The organism is Pararcticibacter amylolyticus (genome assembly GCF_003130405.1).
Lineage (GTDB): Bacteria > Bacteroidota > Bacteroidia > Sphingobacteriales > Sphingobacteriaceae > Arcticibacter > Arcticibacter amylolyticus.
In genome coordinates this window covers 130,228-153,386 of record NZ_QEAS01000015.1, presented here as the reverse complement: position 1 = coordinate 153,386, position 23,159 = coordinate 130,228, and the positions used below count along the sequence as shown (strand labels likewise).

Genomic DNA, 23,159 nt, shown 5'->3' with positions numbered 1-23,159 from the left:
CTTCAGATGATTGCCTCAACTGCAGGGCTGTGTCCAGCACAACTGACTGCGGCTTCTTTGGCTTGGATGGTGATTTCAGCTTACTTAAGAGCAGATCGATCACCTCTGCTGATATTTCTTTGATCGGCTGAGTGATCGCTGTAATGGAAGGGTTGCTCAGTTGGAAAACATCATGATCATCGAACGCTACGACAGCCAGGTCATCAGGTATCTTCAGGCCGAGTTTATAAATAGCCCGCAGCCCGCTTACGGCAAGATAATTGGTACCAAATAATACGGCATCCAGTTCCTTGTTCTCCGAGAGGAAAGCGGATACGTGTTTCATGATGTCCTCAGGATTATTGCTGTAGGGGATTTCGCAGATGTGCTGATCCCTGTCGTGCTCAGCCAGAGCACTTTCATATCCTTGCATCCGTTCCTGCATCTGTGACTGCTGCGAGTACAGGGTAATAAAGCCGATCTTTTTAAAACCTTCGCTGACCAGGTGCTTAACCGCCTGATAGGCACTTCCGTAGTTATCAATACCGACATAGTCGGTAGTCACTTCAGGAAGATTTCTGTCAAACAGAACAACCGGGGAACCCGAACTGATCAGTGCATTGATCTCCTCCTCCACTCCTTTGGGGGCAGCAATGATGTAACCATCTACATGCCGTTCCTGAAACATCTGGATGAGCTCCCTGGTCTTCTCAGGATCATTGTCTGTACTGCAATACAGGATCTTATACCCGTTTTTGTATGCATTATCCTCAATGAGCCTGGCGATATTCGCAAAAAAGGGATTGGAGATATCTTCCACCATCAATCCGATGGTATTCGACTTTCCGGTTCTGAGACTTCTGGCCAGTGAGTTGGGCTTATAGCCCACCTCCGCTATATATTTCTGAACACGCTGCACCAATTCTTCACTGATCCTCTTTTCCTCAGCTCTTCCATTCAGGATGAAAGAAACCGTAGTTACAGAGATATTCAGGCTTTTAGCGATATCACTAATTGAAAGTTTTTTCTTCACTTCAGAGAATTATGAATGAGTTCAAAGATAGTATTTATAACGCAAGACGAAATAACATTCTTCCTCATCACTTCTTATTTCCCTGATTCACAACAGAGATACTCGCCTTTACTTCAGGAGAATTAAAGCTCTCCGTAATTAAATGAAGCTGACCTCCGCTGAATGATCCTGCCGGAATTTCAATTTCAACGCTCTTTGATTCTCCCGGAAGCAACGAAAAGAAATTATCTGTGTAGAAGGCCGGCTTTATAATCGCACCCTTGTCATCTGCCAGTTTTAAACGGGTAAAGAATGCCAGCGAATTCCCGGGATTGGATACGGTGACGCTGAGCATTGTTTTACCGGTGCTCTTCCTGGCAGTTGCTTTAACCTTCAGCTCAGTTGCCGGAAGCTTATTAATGTCAGAAAACCCTGAAACTGCCGGGCCGGTCAATGTCCAGGCTCCTTTGTACTGATCTTTTGAACGCCAGTAAAATGCATCATTCACAACCTTTCCGGACGCATCCCTGAGTTGCAGCTTAATGAAGTGAACCTGGGATATATTTTCCGGAAAATCAATTTTGATGGCATCTTTTACCAAACCGTCTGATGGAATATCAATCACCTTTGACTGGTTAAACACAACCTTCGACTGCAGATCGTATACGGTTGCGTCTACCCTGTACTTACTGAAAGGGGTACGGTAATCGTTGTAAACGGAAACTGTATTTTTGAGGTAGTCGAACTGCGGATGAAGAGGTGCAAGGCCATTTTGGGAATAATAGAGTGCTGCTGTTGGTTCCAGTGACCAGTCATACATGCGGCTTCCTGTCTGCGGCAGCGGACTGTTATGATACCAGAACAAAAAGCCTGAGGCAAAGCGGTCTCCAAAATTAAACTTGTTATAATTCCATACCTCCCAGATTGCCCGGAAGTTCAGGGCTCCTACCAGTTGGGCTTTACGGGCAAATTCAGCAATGGAAGAAGATTTACCGAATTCGTCTACAGCCTGTCTGTATTTGGTTGTTACCTGGTGAAAGCCTCCGCCGTCGAGATAGTTCCATACAGTATCGCTGATAGGCCATAGATCTTTGGCAGGCATCATTTCCTGTAAAGATTCGAGGGTTGGCAAACAGGGGGTTCCGTACTCAGGATTAAAGCCATCGACACGGCTGCCTCTCGGGGAAGCAGTGTTCTCGAAGTATTGCATCGGGTTCTCGTACTTATAGGGACTTCCGTCGTGGATTCCGCAGCATTCGCTTTGGACCTGGTAACCGATGGTGCTGTCGAGGCGATAGATCAGTTCGCGGGCGCCTTTTATTTCCGTGGCTTCATTTGCTGAAACGTAATAAGCAGATGAGGCATGTGAGCGGATCCGTTTAACTGTATTTTCCATATTCTTAAAATACAGGGCAGTGTCAACCGGGAACCGGGTGTCGCCGGTGATCCAGAACTCGGACCAGACCATTAGCCCCATTTCGTCACACAGCTGGTAGAAGTAGTCTGACTCGGCAATCCCGCCTCCCCATAAACGGATCAGGTTGAGTCCGGCCTGGCGGGTATATCTAAGCTCTGTATAGGTACGTTCTTCGGTATTGCGCAGCATCGCTTCGGGTATCCAATTGGTACCTCTCACAAATACAGGATGGCCATTTACGTAAAATCTCCTCGACTGATCAGGGGTGTTCTGGTCTGAAGTGATCTCCCGGATTCCGAAACGGACAGAAGATTTGTGACTGACCTGTTTGGATGCAGTTTCAAATTTGAGGTTTAGTGTGTAGAGGTTTTGCTTCCCTTTATTTACCGGCCACCAGAGCTTCGGATTTTTAACCACCAGCTGTTTGTATTGTTCCGGACGGAACATGACGGTTTTTCTTTCGTGCGGAGCCAGGCTGACAGCTTGCTGAAAACGAATTCCATTCTCGCTGATCACACCGGAAACTATGCCTTTCTGAGCTTTTGAAGAAGCGTTTACGACTTCCACAGATACCGTTTCCCTGGATGATGTGGTGTCAGGAAGCGGCAGCTTCGACTGAACGAAGGCGTTTTCCAGCAGGACGTCGCCGGTTGCGTACAGTTCCACGTCCTTCCAGATCCCCGTGTTGCGGTCCCTGATCCCGTCAGGCGCTGTAAAATCCCAGCCCACGCTCATCAGCATCGTCACATTCTTTCCGATCTCGCCGTCTCCCCCGTTCTTATTCTCTCCTACAGCACCCTGGCGGTTATTATTTGCGCGATTGCTTGTTCCCGGAATATCTACCGGCAACACATTTATGGCCAGTACATTTTTAGATTTAAGAGAGGCGATGGAAGTAATGTCGAAGCTCTGCGAGTTAAACATGCCTGCCATATTACCCAGCTTTTTCCCGTTCAGCCAGATTTCAGACCGGTAATTTATTCCATGGAATTTCAGCCAGATCTTCTTTCCGGCGAAACTGGCAGGAACTGAGAATTCAGTCCGGAACCAGTAATTATAGAAATCCCTGCCTGCATCTGCAATATCGGGGATCAGCTTTCTTTCTTTCCTGTTATTGTCGCCATAGTATGGCTCGGGATATACCTTATTGCTCACCAGCGAATTCAATACGGTTCCGGGAACAATCGCAGAATACCAGTCGCTGCTCTTGTATCCGGCCTTTGAAAGCTCGGCTCCGCCGGCTTTTACATCACCGGCTTTCTTTATTTTCCATTCTGTTTTTCCGTTGTAGCCTTTTTGAGAGCGGAGGAAAATAGAATTCTCAGAAGATGCTTTACTCAGAGAAGCACTTGTCTGTGCGTGAACAGCTGACTGCCCCCAGAGAAATGGAAGCAGGAATAATAAATGGTGTTTCTTCACTTTATGATCCTGGTTTATTTTTTAATTAATCTTGCTACATAGCCCCCGTCTTTCGCGAGGGTTTAAGTTGACCGATGAGCGTTTATCCACATCGATCATTTCCATTTTAAATTTTTTGCATTGCGGCCGGCGTTCAGACCGTCTTTCCAGACATGCATCTGGTAGTTTCCATCGCCAGGAAAGGAAAGACCGGTCTTAAAGAGATCGGATCGCGTCAGCAGTACCTTTGTTCCTTTGATACCGAAACAGCCGGAGCCGCTCTTAATACTTCATTCCGGTTTATTTAATAAACGAATTAATTAAACCAGTAAATGAGGCCTTTCCTTATACGTTTTCCATAAGAACTCACCAAAAATGGTATTTGCCCAGGCAAACCACGAGCGTGTGAAGTTTTTAGGATCGTTTTTATAGAAGGTTTCGTGCATGAAACCGGTGTCGCCGTGAGTTTTACTGAGAACTTCCACACACCGCTTAATTTCGGCGTCGTCTGTACTGGTAAGCCCGCGCATGATGATACTCAGGGGCCAGATCATGCCATCCCTCTCCACGTGAGGGCCACCGTATCCTTCGCCGGCAGTTCCTTTGTAGAAATATGGATTGTCTTCTGACCAGATAAATTTACGGGTGTTCTGATAAACAGGATCGGATACTTCCACAGCTTTCAGGTAAGGCAATGACATCAGGCTAGGAACATTGGCATCATCCATAAAAAGCTGATTCCCATATCCGTCTACTTCAAAAGCATAGATCTTCCCGTATTTTTTATGGTCAAAAGTTGCATACTGTTTCAACGCAGTTTCCACTTCATTTGCCAGAGCCGTCAGCTCAGATGCAGTCTGTGTATCTTTCGCAATTGCGGTCATCATTTCTGCCGCCTCTCTTAAGCTGACAACAGCAAAGAAATTTGAGGGTACCAGGAACTGGTAAAGCGTTGCATCATCGCTGGGCCTGAAGGCTGAGCAAACGAGGCCAACAGGTTTCACCGGGAACCCGTATCCCGCCATAGGCTGAGTGTCGGAAGCCTTTGGTGTAGTACGCTGAAATTTATAAGGGCCCTGACTCCCTTTTTTCTGCTGTTCTTTAAAAGTCTTCAGTATTGCCTTGATGGCTTCCTGCCACTGCTGGCCGAAGGGTTGAGTATCTCCGCTTGATTTCCAGTAATGATAGGCCAGGCGAATGGGGTAACAAAGAGAGTCGATCTCCCATTTTCTCTCATGCACTCCCGGTTTCATATTTGTGTGATCGGTTGACCATTCTCCTTTTTTATTGGGATCGTGGTAAAAAGCGTTCGCATAAGGATCCTTCAGTACATAGGTTGTCTGCCTGTTGATCACCCCGGCAATAAGCTGCTGCAAAGGCTTGTCCTGTTTAATGAACTGCATATAAGGCCATACCTGGGCACTGCTGTCCCGCATCCACATCGCATCGATATCGCCGGTAATGACATACGTATCAGGAACTCCGTTCTTTGCTTCGGGGAATACCGTAGTATCAAGAGTATTGGGGAAACAGTTTTCGAACAGCCATCCCAATTCAGGGTTCTTTACATTTTTCTTAAACTCGGCAATGGCCTTTTCAACAGCTTTACTGGTAAACTTCCTGGAAGCCGCAGCAGTTCTCACAACCGGAAAATTCTGAGGTGCAGCAAAGGCAAAATTATTGCTCAATACGTACCCGGCCCCTAAAGCCCCGGCAGTCCTAATAAATGTCCTTCTTTTCATATTTGTGTGTGGTTTTTATCAATTGGAGTGAACGTATCTTCTTTCATTGAAACTATTGATCAGTTAATTCTAATTGGTATTCAGTATCTCTAAGAAAGCTCATTTCAAACATACATAACTAAATTGATTTAGCGAATTATCATTCGAAAATTTTACATCCGGAGCTATATCATACTCCGGTTATCCGTCCACAGCGCAAAACGTATTTACGCTGCGGACGGGAAGATTCAGATTCCTGAGTTTTGTTTTTTACCGGTCTACCTTACGTTCCGCTCTATTCTGAATGAATATGAGTTAGAATCTACCCCCGGGATTTCATATTTTGACAAAGGTCCGGGACCGCAGCTGGCGTTGCCAATCCCTCTCTGCATATAGTCCAGAGAAAGGATCACTTCAGGCTTTCTGATTTCAGGAATAGAAAATACCCTCACTGCATTCCACAGATCCTGATCCAGGTAATGGAGAGCGGTGAAGTTCAGCTTGTCCTTTGACCGGATTTTAATCCCTTCGTTGTTTGCATCCGTTAACTTAAGCCACCTGATATCTTCGCGGTTTCCCATGCTCTGAGACCGGACATAATATTCTCCTGCGTCATCCACAGTAGTAGAATAAACTCCAAAATATGCGGCGGCTTTACGGTCTGCATAGTTTTCCATCGGTCCTCTTCCATACCATTCAACCTGTTCCAGTTCCGGTATCAGCGACATCTGCAGACCAAGCCTCGGAACCCGGTACGCATCTTTTGTGTTGTCAAAAGTAGCTTCCACATCAATAATTCCACCCGGAGAGACCAGATAATTTACGGAATAGGATATGATGCCCTGCTTTTCTCCCGGTATCGTCGCCGTATAGCGCGTTCTGACAATCACTTGCTTTCTTTCGTCGCCGTACACATACGTGAAGCCTTCCAGTTTGATCTGAGGCTCAACATATTTCCTCGGGTCGTTATTGATACTTCTGTACCAGTTAAATGTGAGGCCCTTGCCATCATGGAGCATTTCTCTCCTGTTGTATTTTAATGACACGAGCTGCCCGGTTGTTCTGTCGAACTGGATGTTTGAATCATTTCCGGAGATGTTGACGATGTTTTCCCGTTCGGAGGTATAAAGCCTTTCTGCAGTAGCTGTATCAAGTGCGGGAAGCTCCGTTCTCTTATTCAGGGCAAGCTGCTCGGATGCGACTACAAAACCAGCATCTGCCCATGGCTGATCTTTTACAAGGCGGTACTGAACATTCAGAAAATATTCGCTGGTACTATCCAATGTATTGGTAAAGGGTACAACGAGTTCAACCGAATCATCCGGTCTGACATCCTGGGGAACGATCAGGCCCGAATCGACTGCCCTGCCATCCCGTAATACAGACCATTTCACATCAAAATTTTTCAGGTTCAGGAAATCATACCTGTTGAGGATTTTGATGCTTCCCAGGGAAAGATCTTCGGGAACAGTTTTGATATACTGGTATACTTTTTTTACCTCCTGCATTTTCGCGGTAATCTTCCGGTCGGGTGTGGTAATCCCGTTATTACAGAAATCGAAGTCATTCGGTTTATCACCGAAGTCGCCGCCGATATAATATTTATCTTTTGAATCACCAGGTTTGTTAAGGCCCTGGTCTACCCAATCCCAGATACACCCGCCGATCATACGCTGCGACTTATTTTCTATATAATCCCAGTATTCGGGCAGATTACCGATGGCATTTCCCATTGCGTGAGCATATTCGCACAGGAAAAATGGCTTATCCGTTTCCTGCTGATCAACAGTTGTCATGTCTGCAACAGAAGGATACATCCTGGAATCCATGTCTGCAGCCTCATTTTTCCCTTCATAGTGAACAATGAAGGTGCTGTCGATCTTTTTTATCTCCTTATAAACAGCATTGAAGTTGTCTCCCCCGCCGCTTTCATTTCCCATGGACCAGAAAACGACTGACGGATGATTTTTATGCTCCTCTACGTTCCTTACATTACGGTCTGTAAATGCGGGAAGCCAGGAAGGGATCCTGCTGAGCGAATGATTTCCATGACATTCGAGATCTGCTTCCGACATGGTGTAGAGCCCGTAATAGTCAAACATCGCATACATCTTAGGATCATTAGGGTAGTGAGAAGTCCTGATGGTATTGATGTTGGTTTTCTTCATGAGCAGGACATCCTGCTGCATGGATTCTACCGGCACGGCTTTCCCGAACTGAGGATGAATATCATGGCGGTTGACACCTTTAAAGAATACCTGTTTGCCATTTACAAACACACGTTTATTTTTGATCACAACCTTCCGGAAACCGAATTTGGAGGAGATCACTTCCAGCACGTTTCCATCATCGTCGTTCAATGTTAATATTGCGGTATAGAGCACAGGAGTCTCTGCGGACCAAAGTGCCGGTTTCTTTACAGTTCCCTTAAGCTCATAAACTGCTTCCTTGCCTTGTTTCAAAGAAGAAAGAGGTTGAGACAAGGAAAGAACTTCTTCTCCTTTCGGGTTGAGAACCGATACATTGAGGGTACCGGACTTGAAGGCCGGCTTTCCCTGGTTACGCACTGAAGCTTTGAGGATTAGTTCTGAGGATGAGAAATCATCACCTTTAAAATCCGTTTTCAGATAATAGTCGCGGACATGAACTTTAGGAAGTGCGTATACCGCAACATCGCGGTGAATACCGCTTAGCCTGAACATGTCCTGATCTTCAATGTAACTTCCATCACTCCAGCGGTAAACTTCAACTGCAAGGGTGTTATCACCGGATTTCACGTAATTCGTCACGTCAAATTCTGCAGCGTTGTTGGCACCTTCGCTATAGCCTACCTGTTTGCCGTTTACCCAGAGGTACATGGCACTGTATACACCTTCAAAACGGAGGTATATCTGTTTATCATTCCAGTCCTGCGGTATAGTAAAGTTCCGCCGGTAAGAGCCCACCGGATTTGGTTCTTTTTCATTGGTATATCCGGGTTGAGGTTTGATGAAAGGGGGATCGTTCTTAAATGGATATGTAATGTTAGTGTAGATAGGTGTTCCATACCCATGCATTTCCCAATTGGAAGGTACCGGAATTTCTTTCCAGCCGGAAACGTCAAACTCCGGTTTAAAAAACTCCAGGGGACGCTCAGACGGCTGCTTCACCCAGTTGAATTTCCAATTACCATTCAGAGAAAGATAGTAGGGAGATTTTGTTGCAGCCCAGGGTGTTGCAAAAGTCGGATCGTTTTTGAGGCTTTCGAGTGAAGGAAAAGGGACATAAGGAACATGTGCAGGTTCTTTATTTACGCCAAATATCTCCTCGTTCTCCCATTCAGTAAGACCAACCCTCTTCTCCATCTTCAGTTTACTGCTCGTTTCCTGAATAGCCCATTCCTGGTTCGGATCATTATTATCCGCAGGAACCTGGAATAAGCGTGTATCCGAATTCCCGTCTTTTATTGCCAGGTTAAAGCCACTTGCTTTCGACGTGATCACATATTTGCCATTCTTCTTACGGACAATCTTCCACTGCTGGTTGTTATTATAGTCATCTTTATCCCACAGCACTACTGCATTGCCAGAGCCGTTCGTGATATTCGCGTTATCGATACTTTTATAGGTTGCGGGGCTTGAAATGGAATAATATCCGTTTCCCAGAGTGGATAAGACCCAAACCTGGCCTGTGCTTTTGGAATCGGTGGAAAGATAGATATTAGCGTTGCTTTCTCCGGACCCGCGATTATCAGCAACCATTCCGTTCCGGGCAGTCAGCTTATAGTAAACTCCTGTCTGAAAATTTTGAGCGAATAAGCTGTTACCTGAAAATAGAGAGGCACCTGTCAGGATTAACAGCAATAGGATTATAAATCTCATTGACGTGTGTGTATAAATACAATCGATATTCCGCAAATTTATAAATCTGGTTAGAACATTACACTTAAAATGTTATAATCAGGCGGATACAAATATATCCGGTCAATCGATTTAGCAAAAAACCAAAGAGATAGTGCAGGATGCCGGTTTTGATAAACGCAGCCTGTTTCTTTTTTATCCTATCAGTAATTTCTTTAAATATCCCGGATAACTGTCAGTTGGCCCGTTTCCATGGGTGATACTGTCGCCAAAACACACAATGCCAGTTTTAGGAAGGTTATTGTATACAATGTAATCATATACTGTCAGTCCGATAAACCGGTAACCATTGGACGTTGGGTGAATTCCGTCGGTGGAACCGCTGTTCACTTCGTTCTTTATGAGAGAATCCTTATCCGTTCCAATCTTTCCAATGGCTTCGAAACGCATTCCAAGGTCGAGAAGATGAGTCTTATGTTTTTTTGCCGCATTCTTAATCACTTCATTTACCTGCATTCTCCGCTTTACCGGGCCTTCCGGTTGGTAAAAGTCTGCAGGATGCCTTGTAACCAGGTAGGGTTCATAGAAAGGAAGAATAGTCATGAGCAGGATCTTACTTCCGGTCCCTTTTATGCCGCTGATGATTTGGGAGAGGTTCTTTTCATACTGCTCCAATGGTACGTGCTTCCTGCTGTTCATATCATTTGTGCCGATCATCAGGACTGTGAGTTTCGGTTTATGAGCATAGCAGTCTTTTTCTATACGGCTTAAAAGATCTACGGTATTGTTTCCGCCGATACCGGAATTGATCACCACGGGATCGTTCGTTTCCGGCTGGAAGATCATACCGGCTGATAAGTCTGCCACTGAGGCCGCACCGGCTTTGAGCGCTGCGAGGCCTGCGGCTGAGGTTAATATACCCTTTAATACTTGTCTTCTTTGCATGATTACGTTAATTAATGTTCAGGAACAATGAGGATAGCATCTGCTATTATATTGTTTTTGCTCGTTTTCTGGTTTAAAACCTCAATGTAAGCTTTTTTGCCTGTTTTAAAATTAAATATTCCCAATGAGATCCACTCACCGGATGTCTGACCGCTTACGCTGACCTCACTGGTTTTAACCCCGACCGGCCTGGCACGGGTACCATCGTAAATGATATAATTTATAGGGTCGGCCAGGCCACTGATCTTTGTGATGTATGTATACACATGATATTTGCCCGCCGATTTTATTTGAGGGGTGAATTTTACAGACCCGGTTTTACCCGGAACATTTGTCAGCAGAGAGGGACCGTATCCTCCGCTGTTCTTTTGCCAGCCGCCCTTTATTTCCACGTTTTGGGTATCATCGTTATCGATCAGGATGTCGGCAGGGCTGTTATCAGCAAGCGGGTTGCTTTTCAGAGAAGCCTGTAATTTACTTACATCAATCTTTTGCACAGGCATACCGGTGTCGATAGCCTGACAGGCTGCAGTTGCCACAGACTGGCCGAGTACCATAAATACCGGTTCCATTCTGATTGAGCCGTAGGCGATATGGCTTGCTGACAGGCAAACCGGAACGAGAAGGTTTTCGCATTCACCTGCCCTCGGCACAACTGAGCGGTAGGAAATAGGATAAGGAGCCGGCACTTTATGCTGTACATCTCCCTCATTTTTTACCATTCCATTAACAACAATCCGCTGGGCATTATGAGAATCCATAGTGTAAGCGGCGGCACCAACAGCATCTTTTACTTCCACCTGTCCCAGACAATGAGCCTCTGACATCACAAAATCGCTCACCATTCTCCTGGCTTCACGAACATATAATTGCGGAGTCCAGTTTCCGTTATCCGTATATTCATCTTTCGGATATCCCCATTTCAGCATGTCTTTGCGTAAATGCTCAGGCACGCGCGGGTCATTTCCAAGAAAATACAGGAGCCCCTTGTTATATGCTTCATGAGCTTTAAATATCACTTCACGCTTTGCATAGTCAGCATCGGGATATTCATAATTCATTCCAATCATGTCGGTTGAAAAAGGCCCCTGGTTGTTGATATCCACCTTCCGGTTAGGCATGTGGTCAAATTTCAGCACACTCCCTGCGATGCCTTTAGGTTTTGCAAATTCGATATACCTCAGAAGAAGGTCATATTTTGCGGGATCGTAATTTTCCGGCTTTCCTATGGGACGCATGTTAGCAGGATCGCTGGTGAGACAAATCCGGAAATTGTAAGCCTGGATCTTTTTGTCACCGGTACCATCCGGAGACAGCGGTTCATTGCTGATGCCCCAAAGCAGGCCGCTTTCGGGCTTTCCTGGGGTTTTGTAGGGATCGATCCCGTCAGGAAACTGGTGCTTGTTTTTTAGCTGCACGCCGTTAATGGATTCTCCATATTGGGAGTTTGGTTCACGTCCATAAGTATAAGAGACGCCGGCCCTTGCCATCAGGTCGCCTTCATACGTGCAATCGATGAACATCTTCGCCTTTACAGTCAGGGTTTCACTGCTCTGGCCGGAAGCATCTTCCAGAAGGATCTGATCAATTCTCTGCCCAGTCTTTATCGCTTTGGTAATTCGCTTTTGATAAATAACCTGCAATCCCGCCTTGTTTACATATTCTTTGAAAACCGCTTCGGCTACTTTCGGTTCAAATATCCATTGCTCGAATTTTCCGTAGTGCTTCCCTATCTGCCGGTAGAAGTCGCGGGCGATACCTGTAACAATCGATTTATTACCAATATCTGTAAAGCCAAGACCACCTGAGGATAAGCCGCCGAGCCTTTTGCCAGGCTCTATCAAAAGTACAGTTTTGTTCATCTTTTTGGCAGTGTAGGCCGCAATGACGCCGGCTGAGGAGCCTCCGTAAATACAAATATCTGCCTGAACAACCTTAGGCTGAGCTACTAACCTGAAGGAGAATAAAAAAAGGAGTAGAAAGAGTGTGTGTTTCATCTGATCAGTTTTAAAATAAAGGTTCAGGTGCCCCGTCACCATTTAATATGCAATAGTATCTCTTTTTGCGTAAAAAGTATCTATAGCGTTTACAGGAACGTACGCAGTCCGCAAAATTAATTTTCCTCCGGTCATGGCATTTGTCAAAATAGTGGTGTCACGTCTCTTTGAAGTAAAGATTCTGGCGGAATCACCGGAAGCCTGTTTATAAAACACTTCCGTACCCGCCATTACGGAAGTAGTATCCGTTTCTGAGTACCATATAATGGCTGGTTTTCCGGAAATGACTACCTTACTTTTTACGATGCGGTTTGCCAGTCCCTTCACATAGACAGGCCCGAAGACCTGTCCTGTTTTCTCTGATACGACCGACCGGTTCCCATTTTTATCAAACGTTACCAGTTCAAATGTATAAACTCCCTCCGGAATGCGGGGCACTTCGATAATCTTCCGTTTAGCGATTTCATCTTTCGTGATTACCGCATCCAGGGAATCCCGCCTGCTGTTCCAGTAAAGACGGATTTTTACTGCTCTCGGATCGGTGCTCATTAATGCGTTAATATTCGCACGGTTATAACCTGGCATGATTATGACCGAATCGGGCCTGCCAGGGTATACAGCCTCCGCCTTATCCAGATAGGCACTGTAGTCTCCGTCATTGGGCAGGCAGGCTGCCAATCCCATCATCAGAAAAAATGTACCGGGTAATAACAGTTTTATTATTCTTTTCATCTTTGATCAGTTCTATTTCGTGAATGCATTTATTCTTCCACTGCCCCGAAAAATGTAAATTCAGACATGGCTACATAAGTGACATTGCCCCAGTTTGCAATGGTTCTCCATCTCCAGTACCGGAAAGCTTCCACTTTTCCTTCCACTTCAAAGTCTTCACCTTTTCGGGCGAGGGCAATATCGTCCGTACTTAGCTGTCCTAATGGCAAGCCGGAAGGTTTTGTCGCGTGGAATGTACCAACGAGCGTCCAGCTCGCGTCAAACGTTCCGTCGGGATTAGGATTATTGCTCCCCCATAATTCCCAGACAGAAGGCTGGCCGCCAGTATACACGTTCCTTTCACTTGGCGGAATGTCAGGATAGAAGATAAAACGGCTTAACCTTGCTTTTACTCCCATATCCCAGGTAAAATGCTGCGGTATGACAGTGGAGGGTTTCGTCTGGAAAATACTTCCGTTTTGATTGTGCAGACCGTTCCAGAGAACCGGTAGCTCGGCCGATCTCCCCTGTCCTGTATGTCTTTCCCAGGTATCGCCGGGGAGCTTTATATGCCTGAATAAAGCTTTGTCAAACTCCCTTTCAAACAAAGGGACTAATTTTTTCACAATCGTGTCTGATTTGTTGTTCCACCGGTCACGAACATAAATCCCGAATGTGTATTCAACCGTATCCAGTCCGCGCACCCTTACTCTTCCCTTCTTAGCCCTGGTGTATTCAGCATTGATCTCCTGCCATTTATCGTGTGCGTCTTTGATCATCACCCTGATCACGACATTTCCCTCCGCACTATTCACGTAATCGGCATTTATACCTCCAAATGTAGCATAGAAGTTATCGTCATTTGCCAGACTTGCAGCCACCAGGAGATGCGGCGGCGTTCCGACCGTTACCCTGACGGTGACCGGCTTCGATTCCACTTCCCCTACGGAGACAGCAGTCAGCGACACATCGTACTCTCCGGCCTTTGCAAATCCCTCTACCGTAATTGTATTTTTATAAACAGTTGATTTTGATTCTCTTTCCATTCCATCGCTAAGGATGTAACTGGCTTTGACATAACGAAGATCACTTCCTTCGGGAACGTCATACGTAATAATCGCCCCACCGGGGATCTCCTTCGAGCTGAAATTTTCCACGACGCCGGGAATACCGCCCTTTCTTATCGGTTCCGGCTCCAGAGCATCCTTACATGCAGAGAAAGACAGCAGCAAAACAATGAGTACCAGCTGATATATTTTTAATATGGCTTTCATATTCTTATTCTTTATTGATTACCAACCTGGGTTCTGGGTTAATTTAGAATTTCTGCGGAGTTCAGATAAACTAAGCGGCCACAGATAATCCTTCTGTGCAAAAGTCCGGTTATATAAGCTGACCGAACGATAAAACAATTGTGTCTCCTTCTCCTTGACTCCCCATCCGAGGATATTGGTATTTAACTCCAATGCTGCAGTTTTCCATCTTCTCAGGTCCCAGAAACGCTTCCCTTCGAACATCAGCTCGATGGTTCTTTCCCTGCGGATGATCTCTCTTAAACCCTCTTTAGATGCCGGTTTTCCCGGATTCCTGGAATAAAGGCTCCAGGAATCCACTACTCCGCCGAGGCCACTCCGGGACCTTACCTTGTCTATTGCACTGTAGATCTCTGCTGAAGGCCCAAAAGCTTCATTTTGCGCTTCAGCATAGAGGAGATAAAGCTCTGCTAAACGGATGATAGGATACGGATATTCATAAACTGTATAGGCGTCAGATGATCCGACAACATTCCTGTAGCTGACCAGTTTCTTCGGTGTATAGCCCGTAATGGAATAGGATGAAATACTAACTGGTGCCGCATTGCCTCCTGACCGGTACACGGTACTAAAAGCATTCGCATCGCTCAGATGACTGCTCATAAAATACCTTCCGCCGTCGAAAGATAAAGATGCGTAAAAGCGATCTTCCCTGTCGAAATGCAGGCCTACGGTGGTATGTCCGGGGATCAGGTTGTACATGTAAGGCGAAGTCCCGGTGGGTACTGTTCTTAAGTTAAAGCGTGCGCCATAATCGTATGTAAGATCCTCCTCTATCGGCACACCGTTCTTGCTGTAATACATCAGGGCGACATTTAAAGTAGGAGAAAGATAACCGGCAAGCGTCCTGTTGTCAACATAGGCAGGATCATAACTCCTTACTGTCGCTGCAGCCTGAAAGCCCTGCGTCGCCCTGGAAACGTTATTTATCCAGATCTGCTCGGAATTGTTATCCCGCTCTGCAACAGCCTCCCTGTAGCTCATTTGATTAATGGTACTGGTTTGAGGAGGCGTCGTAAGATTTAATGTCGGTTTCCATTTGAATAAGGCCCGCCCGTGAGATTCAGCAAACTCTACTGCAACTTTGCATGCTTCTGCTGCTTTTTCCCATTTTTCAGAACTGAAGACAGGATTAAAAAATGGCTTATTTTCAGAGTTTACGAAACCAGGATAATCGGTATTCCCGTTAAAAAGAGGACTGGCGGCGGTGACAAGCATTTCTGCTTTCATGGCATAGGCTGCCAATTTGCTGAGCCGGCCATTTTCCTGGGCGATTGCCGTGATATCTTCAGGAAGGTTCACCATAGAACTATCTACCAACTTGATGATATAGTCCATACATTCATCCACTGGCAGCCTTTCATACTGGGTTTGTTCCGGATCGGAGAAGACAGGAACTTCTTTGTCCATGATGTGAACAGGTCCGTACATCCTTAATAAATAGTAATGGTAGTAAGCTTTTAAGAAAAGGACTTCCGCCCTCCACCTGTCTTTTTCCGTCTCGTCCATATCGGGCACCTTATAGACATTATCAAGGAAGATGTTACAGTCTCGAATCCCCCTCCAGAGATTCTTTGCCTGATTGCTGCCTTCCCAGTAATTATTCAGGGGAGAATTTACATTTTGGTTTCCGCGGGCAATGTACCAGTTTCCATAGCTCCCTTCGCCAAAATTAGCAGTAGAATTAAGCCACAGTTCATCACCGGCAAACAGTGCAGGGTTGGACTGAAGATCGAAGCCTCCGGGCAGATAGCTGTAACAGGTAAACAAATACCGCTCTGCGATTATGCGTGTTGCAAAAGCATTATCCAGCTCCGGAACGTTATCGGGCACAATATCCATATACTTGTTGCAGGAGCCAAAAAGAACGGAGACTGATATAATTATGATACTGATTATTCTTTTCATCGTCATCGTTTTAAAGGGTTAGAAAAACGCCGAGGTTGAATACTCTCTGCAAGGGATAAGCTAACCCGTTCCCTCCCATTTCGGGGTCCCAAAGGTCGAAGGAGCTAAACTTAAACAGATTGGTAGCACTCGCATAGACCCTGAACCTTTCGACATGAAGACGCCTTGTAAGCTGTTGATTAAGGGTATAACCCAGTTCTACCTGCTTAAGCCTGAGAAATGCGCCATTTCTCATCCAGTAGGTGCTTGTCCGCGTATTATTATTGAGAGCGGAGGGACTTAAACGAGGCCAGAATGCATAAGGGTCCTGATGCTCCTCGCTCCAGTGACTATCTGCAATCTCCTTCAATACGGCCTTTGGACCGGTGGTCGAGCCAAAAGGTGCGATCCCCTGTACATCATCTCCCGGCTGAGATGATATCGGTGAAATGAACAGCGAAGTTCCCGCTACCCCGGAAAAGAAAAACGAGAAATCAAGATTTTTAAACCCGGTTGAAAGCCCGAATCCGTAGTTTACGAGAGGGGTTGTGGGGTAGCCGATCGGAACCTGGTCATCGGAGTCAATCACACCGTCATCATTCACATCGAGGTATTTTATATCACCGCCCATCGCACTGCCAAAAGTCTGGCGGGGACTGTTAAACACTTCCTGATCGTCGGTAAACAGGCGCTCTGCGATATAACCGCGTTGCTGGCTTGATGCCAGCCCGATGCGGCTGAGATAAGGGTACTCATAATAGGGTTCTTCATACTGAAGAAATTTTCCTCTTGAGTAGGTAAACGTTCCTCTCCCCTGAAACCACAGATCCTTATTTACGGAATGGTCATATGTGGCTTCCATATCGACCCCCGTGCTTCGGTATTTACCCATATTTACCAGTGGATTCTGAACAAGCCCCAATGATGCAGGCAATGATGCCCGCGCCTGGACGATATCGCTCCGGTCCTGCCTGTATATGTCGGTTGTGAGATTGAATGCATTATTGAAGAGCCCGAAGTCAATACCAAGGTTAGTCTGCAATGATTTCTCCCACCTGACGGTCGGGTTAGCATACCTGTTTGTGGAGATACCATTGCGAGTATACAGGTTCCCGATAGTTCCAAAGGAAAATGCCCGGTCTCCGTCGTTGAGATTTATGTCTGAAAGAAAAAAGAAACGTGAATCAGAAATGGCATCATTTCCTACCATTCCATGTGTCAGCCGGAACCTCAGCGTGCTGATCACGTCCTTAATTGGCTCCATAAACTTCTCATTGTTCACCGTCCAAGCTATACCTGCAGAAGGAAAGAATCCCCAGCGGTATTTATCATCAAAACGCTCTGACCCGTTATACCCGAATGCAAATTGAAAATGGTACCGGCTGTCGTATGCATACGTAAAACTTCCTGAGAAGCTTACGTTTCTGAAAGGCAGGGTGTTCAGTAAGGTAAAACTATCTCCATTTGGCTGGGTTATATTGCTGCGAATTGTAGCGATGGCCATCCCACCTACAGCATGTTTATCATTGAAAGTCCTGTTGTAGGAGAACGCATTTTCCATATAGAACAGAGCTGAAAGCCCCCGGCCCTCAGATGAAAAATTCAACTCTTCAGTTCCTCCGGTTGGATTCAGGTTGAGATAAGTGTAGCTTCCTGTCGTGGGATCGAGTATTGCCGGTGAATAATAGTAAGGAGAATACTGCCTTACAATCCGGTATTCTGAAGTCCGTGTGAGGTTTGCCAGTGAGCGAAAGTTGAGGCCTTCTGTAACGATACCCGACAAATCCTGCTTAAACTCCAGCTGCACTTGCATATTATTGGAATTGCGTTCCTGGTAACCCCGGACTACTTCCGCATAGGGGTTCCTGTAATTTCCGGTATTGTAGTTTCCAAACATGGGGTGCTTAATGTAAGACTGCTGGCTACCGGGCTGATATATGGGCTGGAACAGCACGGGATTTGCACTGATCGCATAAGAAAAAGCCTGGCTGCCTGTAATGGGCGGACCGCTGTAGGACTGAAAATTACCAATTGTCCTTACCATCAGCTGCGTAGACTTGGTGAGGTTAAAATTGATATTACTCCGGAGATTATATGTCTTAAAATCTACATTGTTATTAAAATTGTTAATTGGGTTAACTTTCAGCAGGCCGTTGTCCTGCGTTAAACTTCCGCTCACTGCATAGGTGGCCAGATTGCTTCCGCCGGAGACGCTGATACTATAATTCTGAGTAGTTGTGTAGTCCTTGGTGAGCATATCCAGCCAATCCACTGCCGGGTATAGAATTGGATCGGCCCCCGCTTCGGTCATTGCAATTTTTTCATCCGAATAAGGAGTGATTGCGAGGGGATCACGGGTAAGCAAAGCCTCATTATTTAATTTCATGAAGGCCACAGGATCTGCTATTTCGAGCTTCTGAGTGGCTGTGGTCAGACGCTGTTCAGCCCTGAAGTTAATCTTCGCAGGACCCTGAACTCCCAGTTTTGTTGTGACGATAATTACCCCATTGGCTCCTCTAGACCCATATACGGCGGATGATGTGGCGTCCTTAAGTATGGTAAAGCTGGCAATATCATCAGGAGGCATCCTTGCGAGCTGATCCTGCGTAACTTCCATATTGTCGATCAGGATCAGTGGTTTCTGGTTGACACCGAAAGTGCCTATCCCACGGATAAAGAAGTCTGCATTGTCCATTCCGGGTTCCCCGCTTCTCTGAAACGCGATCATGCCTGCCACACGGCCCTGCAAAGCTGTCGTAAGGTTACTTCCCGGTACTTTAAGATCCTTGGGCGAAACACTTGTAACAGAACCAATCAGATCGCTTTTCTTTTGGCGGTTGCTGAATGCAGTAACCACGACTTCCTCAAGCGATTGTTCCGCATCCTGCATGGTCACATTGACAAATGATTTATCGCCCACGGTAATTTCCTGGGTTTTAAAGCTGACCATGGAGAATATGAGCACTGCATTTTCCGGTACATTTAATACGAAACGTCCGTTGAGGTCGGTTGCAGTCCCAATTTTTGACTGTCCTTTTACCGAAACAGAAACTCCCGGAAGAATTTCTCCTTTAGCATCTTTCACCAAACCCGTTACCTGTTTATTAGGGAGAGCAGCTGGCTTCGTTACCGGCATGCGATCTTCGGCAGCTTTTATGATAATAATCTTATCTTCTACAGTACAGGTCAGATTCTTATCATGAAAAAACGTGTCCAGGATTTCCTGAACGGAAGCTTCTTTAAAATCCACATCCAGGTTTTGTGCTGCCTTCAACAAGCTTCCGTCGCATACTACCTGGTAGCCGGTCTGCTTTGTAACCTCTTTAAATACCGACTTAACAGATGCAGCTTTCTGCGAAAAAGTGATCCTCTGTGCAACACTTGCCGCACTCACCTGCATCAGTATTGAGGTCATTATGAGTACAACTAATTTCATAATACGCAATATGGGGTTAGTCCCGGAGGCATGGAGCCTGGGCTTAAAGAGATCATAAAAAATCATAGATTTGTTAATTGGGTTTACTTACTGATTTTGACTGAACTAATAATCGCGTGGTAAGCTATCATACCAGGAGTGTTGGCGCACCCTGGTATTCTTACCTTATTCTGTAAAGCTTTATTTCATAACCATTACCTGCCTTCCTTCAATTTTAAAATGTACATTTCCGGTCTGTTCGATTATATTTAGTACTTTAGAAATATTGCTAAACCGCGTCATTGAACCCCAAACAGTTTTATTCTTCAAATCATCCTTATAGACCACCTCCACATCATACCATCTTGCAATCTGTCTCATGATCGATTCGATGGGTTCGTCTTCAAAGAAAAACTGGTTACTTTTCCATGCCATTTCTGCCTTCAGATCGGCATTGACGACCTGTACATTGTTCCGGTCACGCGAAGTACGGGATTGCTGGCCCGGAGCGAGAACTGCGTTACCACCACTTTTCTGACTCACCCTGACCTTGCCTTCCAGCAAGGTGGTTTTCACCATCGGTTCGTCTGTATAGCCGTTGATATTGAAATGAGTACCCAGCACCTCCACTTCCTGATCAGCGGTTGCTACTATAAAAGGTATTTTCCCGCTTCTGCCCCCGCCCTGCTGACGGGCAACTTCAAAATAAGCTTCACCCTGCAACACTATCCTCCTTTGCTCTTTTCCGAATTTAACCGGATAGGTAATGGAGGATGCGGCATTCAACCAGATCCGGGAGCCATCAGGCAATACCACGTTATACTGTCCCCCTCGGGGAGTAGCGATGGTATTAAAGGTGTCTTCTGCACTGTCTCCCGCGTTGCCAGCCTGTTCAATATTATATGTGATCTGACCATCTGCGGATTTGGTGACCGATACTCCCTGCTCCCTGGCAAGGGTTCCGTTTCCGGCATCTGTTAATGAGATCTTCGAGCCATCGGCAAGAGTTAGAATGGCTTTATTTCCGCCCGGCTCTATATCGGGCGCTGCGGTATAAGCAGCGGGTATGCGCTCCGATACCTTTTCAGCCCGGAAAAAATAAAAAGTTATTGCACAGGTGCACAGTATGACGGCGGCAGCGGGAATACTCCAATGCCAAAAGCGCTTAGACATCTGCGCTGGTATTGACGGCGGCTCTCCTATTCTCTCTGCTATGTTTTTTCTTGCTTCCTGAAGGATCTCCCCGACGTGAGGTTGATTCTGAAGCGTTTCATCTGCATTAAGTTCGAGGTTCTCTTCTATCAACTGTAAATAGAGAGACCTGAATTCTTCAGCCGATAAAGATTCAAATAATAGCTTCTTTTCATCCTCCGAACATTCGTCTGCCAGGTACCGTTTGAATAATCTGGTTAGTTCCTGTGAATCTTTCAAAACTTGTTTTTTTATGATATACGGACAGCGATGCGGGGAACCCTGCTCTTATATTATTTTTTTATCTTTTTTCTGGTGTAAACCAATGTCCGGAATAAAGAAACTATTACCGGGCATGCCGGCTTCACTGACACGCCCGGTTTTTCTTTACATGGATTTAAAAGTACCCCGGTTATTTCTGCAGAGTATAAGTGAATGTTTTGTATGTCCTATCAGTCCCTAACCCTAATTGAACGTCATTAGACGCAGAAATCAATGTAATAACAATTGTTTTATCAACTAATACAGGCGTATTAATAACAGGGATCCTGATACTTGCATACCATTGGCCCGCCGGAATGGTGACGGCAGTTTCTGCAGGAGGAGTATAATTTACTCCTGCAACCGCTGTACCGGACAATGCATACCTTATTGTTACGTCAAAATCCTTTACTGTGTTTACATAAACCTTTGCAACGGCAGGAGACACCGTAACTTTCCCCGATCCGGAATTTGAAATGGTTGTTAAAGCTGTGCTCCCAGGGCCTGTAACAGAATTAGAAACTAAGTATACGGCATCGGGTACGGAAGGATAGTTTTCATCTTCCTCTTTACATCCGCTCATGAAGGCAAGAGCTAAACAACTTACAATCAAACAGAAAAGCTTAATTAATCTTAACAGTCTCATAATGCATCTTTTAATATCCCGGATTCTGAATTAAATTCGTATTCTTTGTTATTTCGGTAGCAGCAATAGGCCATCTAAGCCAGTTCGGATCGGTAAAACCTGTGACATCTGCATAGCGGCCTCTCCTGATCAGTTCGTAATATCTCTTCCCTTCAAACGCCAGTTCGGCGAGTCTTTCATTCTCAATGGCCAGCCGGACTTCAGATTGTGTGGAGGCAGAAGTGCCGCCTATTCCAGCCCGGTTCCTGATCTGATCGAGCAGAGAAATAGCTTCCGGGGTTTGTCCCAGTTCATTTAAAGCCTCTGCTTTGAAAAGTATGATTTCGGCGAGGCGATAGATGATCCGGTTCGCGTCGAGATACATGACATTTGAACTGATGGTGCCCGGGTATTTTGCTATATATGTCTTATTCGCATCACGATAAGGGTCAGGCTTACTCCCTGTATTCTTGTAAGTAGCTGAGCTCCTCAGGTCACTTGCAGTAAGTAGGTTTAATACAGCAGCCGAGGGCTGGTACCGCCAGTTACCGCCAGTGACCGTCCCCCCTAAAGGCAGAAACAGTTCACTGATGGAGTTTACCGCTCCTTGTTGTGTGTACTCAGCATAGGTGTTACTGTACTGGACCTCGAGAATAGATTCACTCGTATTTTTGGCGGCAAACAAAGTAGCGTAGTCCTTGCCCGATACCAATGTGTATTTAGCGGGACTATTGATTACAAGATCTGCCATGGCAGCGGCTTGCTCATATTTCTTTTGCCAGAGATAGAGGTCTGCAAGCACACAGCGGACTGCTGCCTTTGTGGCTTTCGCTTTATTTTCAAGTGTATTGGCAAAAGGCAGATCAGGAATTAAGGGTTCTGCCAGCTTAAGGTCGGACTCAATTTGAGCGAAAATCGTCGCCCTGTCACTCTGAACGGGAAAAAAGTCGGCGTCCAGGTTTTCATAGGGTTCCAGGATTAAGGGTACATTTTCGAATGTCCGGGTTAAATAGAAGTAAAACAGAGCCCTTAGAAAATATGCTTCTCCGATAATCCGGTCCTTCCTGTTCGTCAGAGCAGGATCGGCTATATCGGGTACATGCTTCAACACGCCATTACAGCGGTTAATTCCGGCATAAAGTGCTCCCCATCCGACGTAACTATTCGATGAAGATACATTGCCACTGGCGACCTGAAGATCTGCACTGCCAGAGCGGTCAGTACTCGCCAGAACGTCCGTCCGGCCATCGCCCCAGATTTCATAATTGTTCGGACTTCCCTGCAAGGCATCATAGCAGGCGTTGATCGCATTATCGGCGTCCGTTGCTGTTTTATAGAAGTTAACCGCTGTGATAATGCTCTCAGGCACCTGATCGGTTACCTTGCATGAAAAAGATGTTATGAGGCTTATAATAATCAATATATGTCTGATATTTTTCATCGTCGCT

13 protein-coding genes are annotated in these 23,159 nt (G+C 45.8%); all 13 read right to left on the bottom strand.

Translation table 11 applies throughout. The annotated features are described in order from the left end of the window. Window positions 1-1,012: LacI family DNA-binding transcriptional regulator (locus tag DDR33_RS17870; RefSeq protein WP_109417184.1), on the bottom strand; the 1,012-nt coding region annotated here is incomplete at its 3' end. Between the two features lie 67 nt (window positions 1,013-1,079). Then, the gene (locus tag DDR33_RS17865) at window positions 1,080-3,827 is read right to left on the bottom strand and encodes a glycoside hydrolase family 2 protein (protein ID WP_109417167.1); all 2,748 of its coding nucleotides are present in this window, start codon (window positions 3,825-3,827) and stop codon (window positions 1,080-1,082) included. A 299-nt stretch (window positions 3,828-4,126) separates the two neighbouring features. Beyond that, window positions 4,127-5,548, bottom strand: coding sequence for a glycoside hydrolase family 125 protein (locus tag DDR33_RS17860; RefSeq protein WP_109417166.1), 1,422 nt, complete (start codon window positions 5,546-5,548; stop codon window positions 4,127-4,129). Between the two features lie 257 nt (window positions 5,549-5,805). Then, window positions 5,806-9,387, bottom strand: coding sequence for a glycoside hydrolase family 2 TIM barrel-domain containing protein (locus DDR33_RS17855; RefSeq protein ID WP_202913779.1), 3,582 nt, complete (start codon window positions 9,385-9,387; stop codon window positions 5,806-5,808). Window positions 9,388-9,561: 174 nt separating this feature from the next. Next, the gene (locus tag DDR33_RS17850; protein WP_109417164.1) at window positions 9,562-10,311 is read right to left on the bottom strand and encodes an SGNH/GDSL hydrolase family protein; all 750 of its coding nucleotides are present in this window, start codon (window positions 10,309-10,311) and stop codon (window positions 9,562-9,564) included. 11 nt (window positions 10,312-10,322) lie between these two features. Beyond that, entirely contained in the window at window positions 10,323-12,308 is a 1,986-nt protein-coding gene (locus DDR33_RS17845) for an FAD-dependent oxidoreductase (protein ID WP_109417183.1), read from the bottom strand. A 42-nt stretch (window positions 12,309-12,350) separates the two neighbouring features. Further along, the gene (locus DDR33_RS17840; RefSeq protein WP_109417163.1) at window positions 12,351-13,040 is read right to left on the bottom strand and encodes a DUF4998 domain-containing protein; all 690 of its coding nucleotides are present in this window, start codon (window positions 13,038-13,040) and stop codon (window positions 12,351-12,353) included. Window positions 13,041-13,069: 29 nt separating this feature from the next. Continuing rightward, the gene (locus DDR33_RS17835) at window positions 13,070-14,293 is read right to left on the bottom strand and encodes a DUF5000 domain-containing lipoprotein (protein ID WP_109417162.1); all 1,224 of its coding nucleotides are present in this window, start codon (window positions 14,291-14,293) and stop codon (window positions 13,070-13,072) included. A gap of 18 nt (window positions 14,294-14,311) precedes the next feature. Further along, complete coding sequence (locus DDR33_RS17830) at window positions 14,312-16,240, bottom strand: RagB/SusD family nutrient uptake outer membrane protein (RefSeq protein WP_202913778.1); 1,929 nt, start codon at window positions 16,238-16,240, stop codon at window positions 14,312-14,314. A 10-nt stretch (window positions 16,241-16,250) separates the two neighbouring features. Beyond that, window positions 16,251-19,655, bottom strand: a complete 3,405-nt coding sequence (locus tag DDR33_RS17825) for a SusC/RagA family TonB-linked outer membrane protein (RefSeq protein ID WP_202913777.1) — start codon at window positions 19,653-19,655, stop codon at window positions 16,251-16,253. Between the two features lie 180 nt (window positions 19,656-19,835). Then, a complete protein-coding gene (locus DDR33_RS17820) occupies window positions 19,836-21,065 on the bottom strand; it encodes a FecR family protein (protein ID WP_109417159.1) in 1,230 nt (409 codons plus the stop codon). A gap of 172 nt (window positions 21,066-21,237) precedes the next feature. Next, window positions 21,238-21,732, bottom strand: coding sequence for a hypothetical protein (locus tag DDR33_RS17815; protein WP_146198803.1), 495 nt, complete (start codon window positions 21,730-21,732; stop codon window positions 21,238-21,240). Between the two features lie 10 nt (window positions 21,733-21,742). Continuing rightward, entirely contained in the window at window positions 21,743-23,152 is a 1,410-nt protein-coding gene (locus tag DDR33_RS17810; RefSeq protein ID WP_158280794.1) for a RagB/SusD family nutrient uptake outer membrane protein, read from the bottom strand. Window positions 23,153-23,159 lie beyond the last annotated feature (7 nt).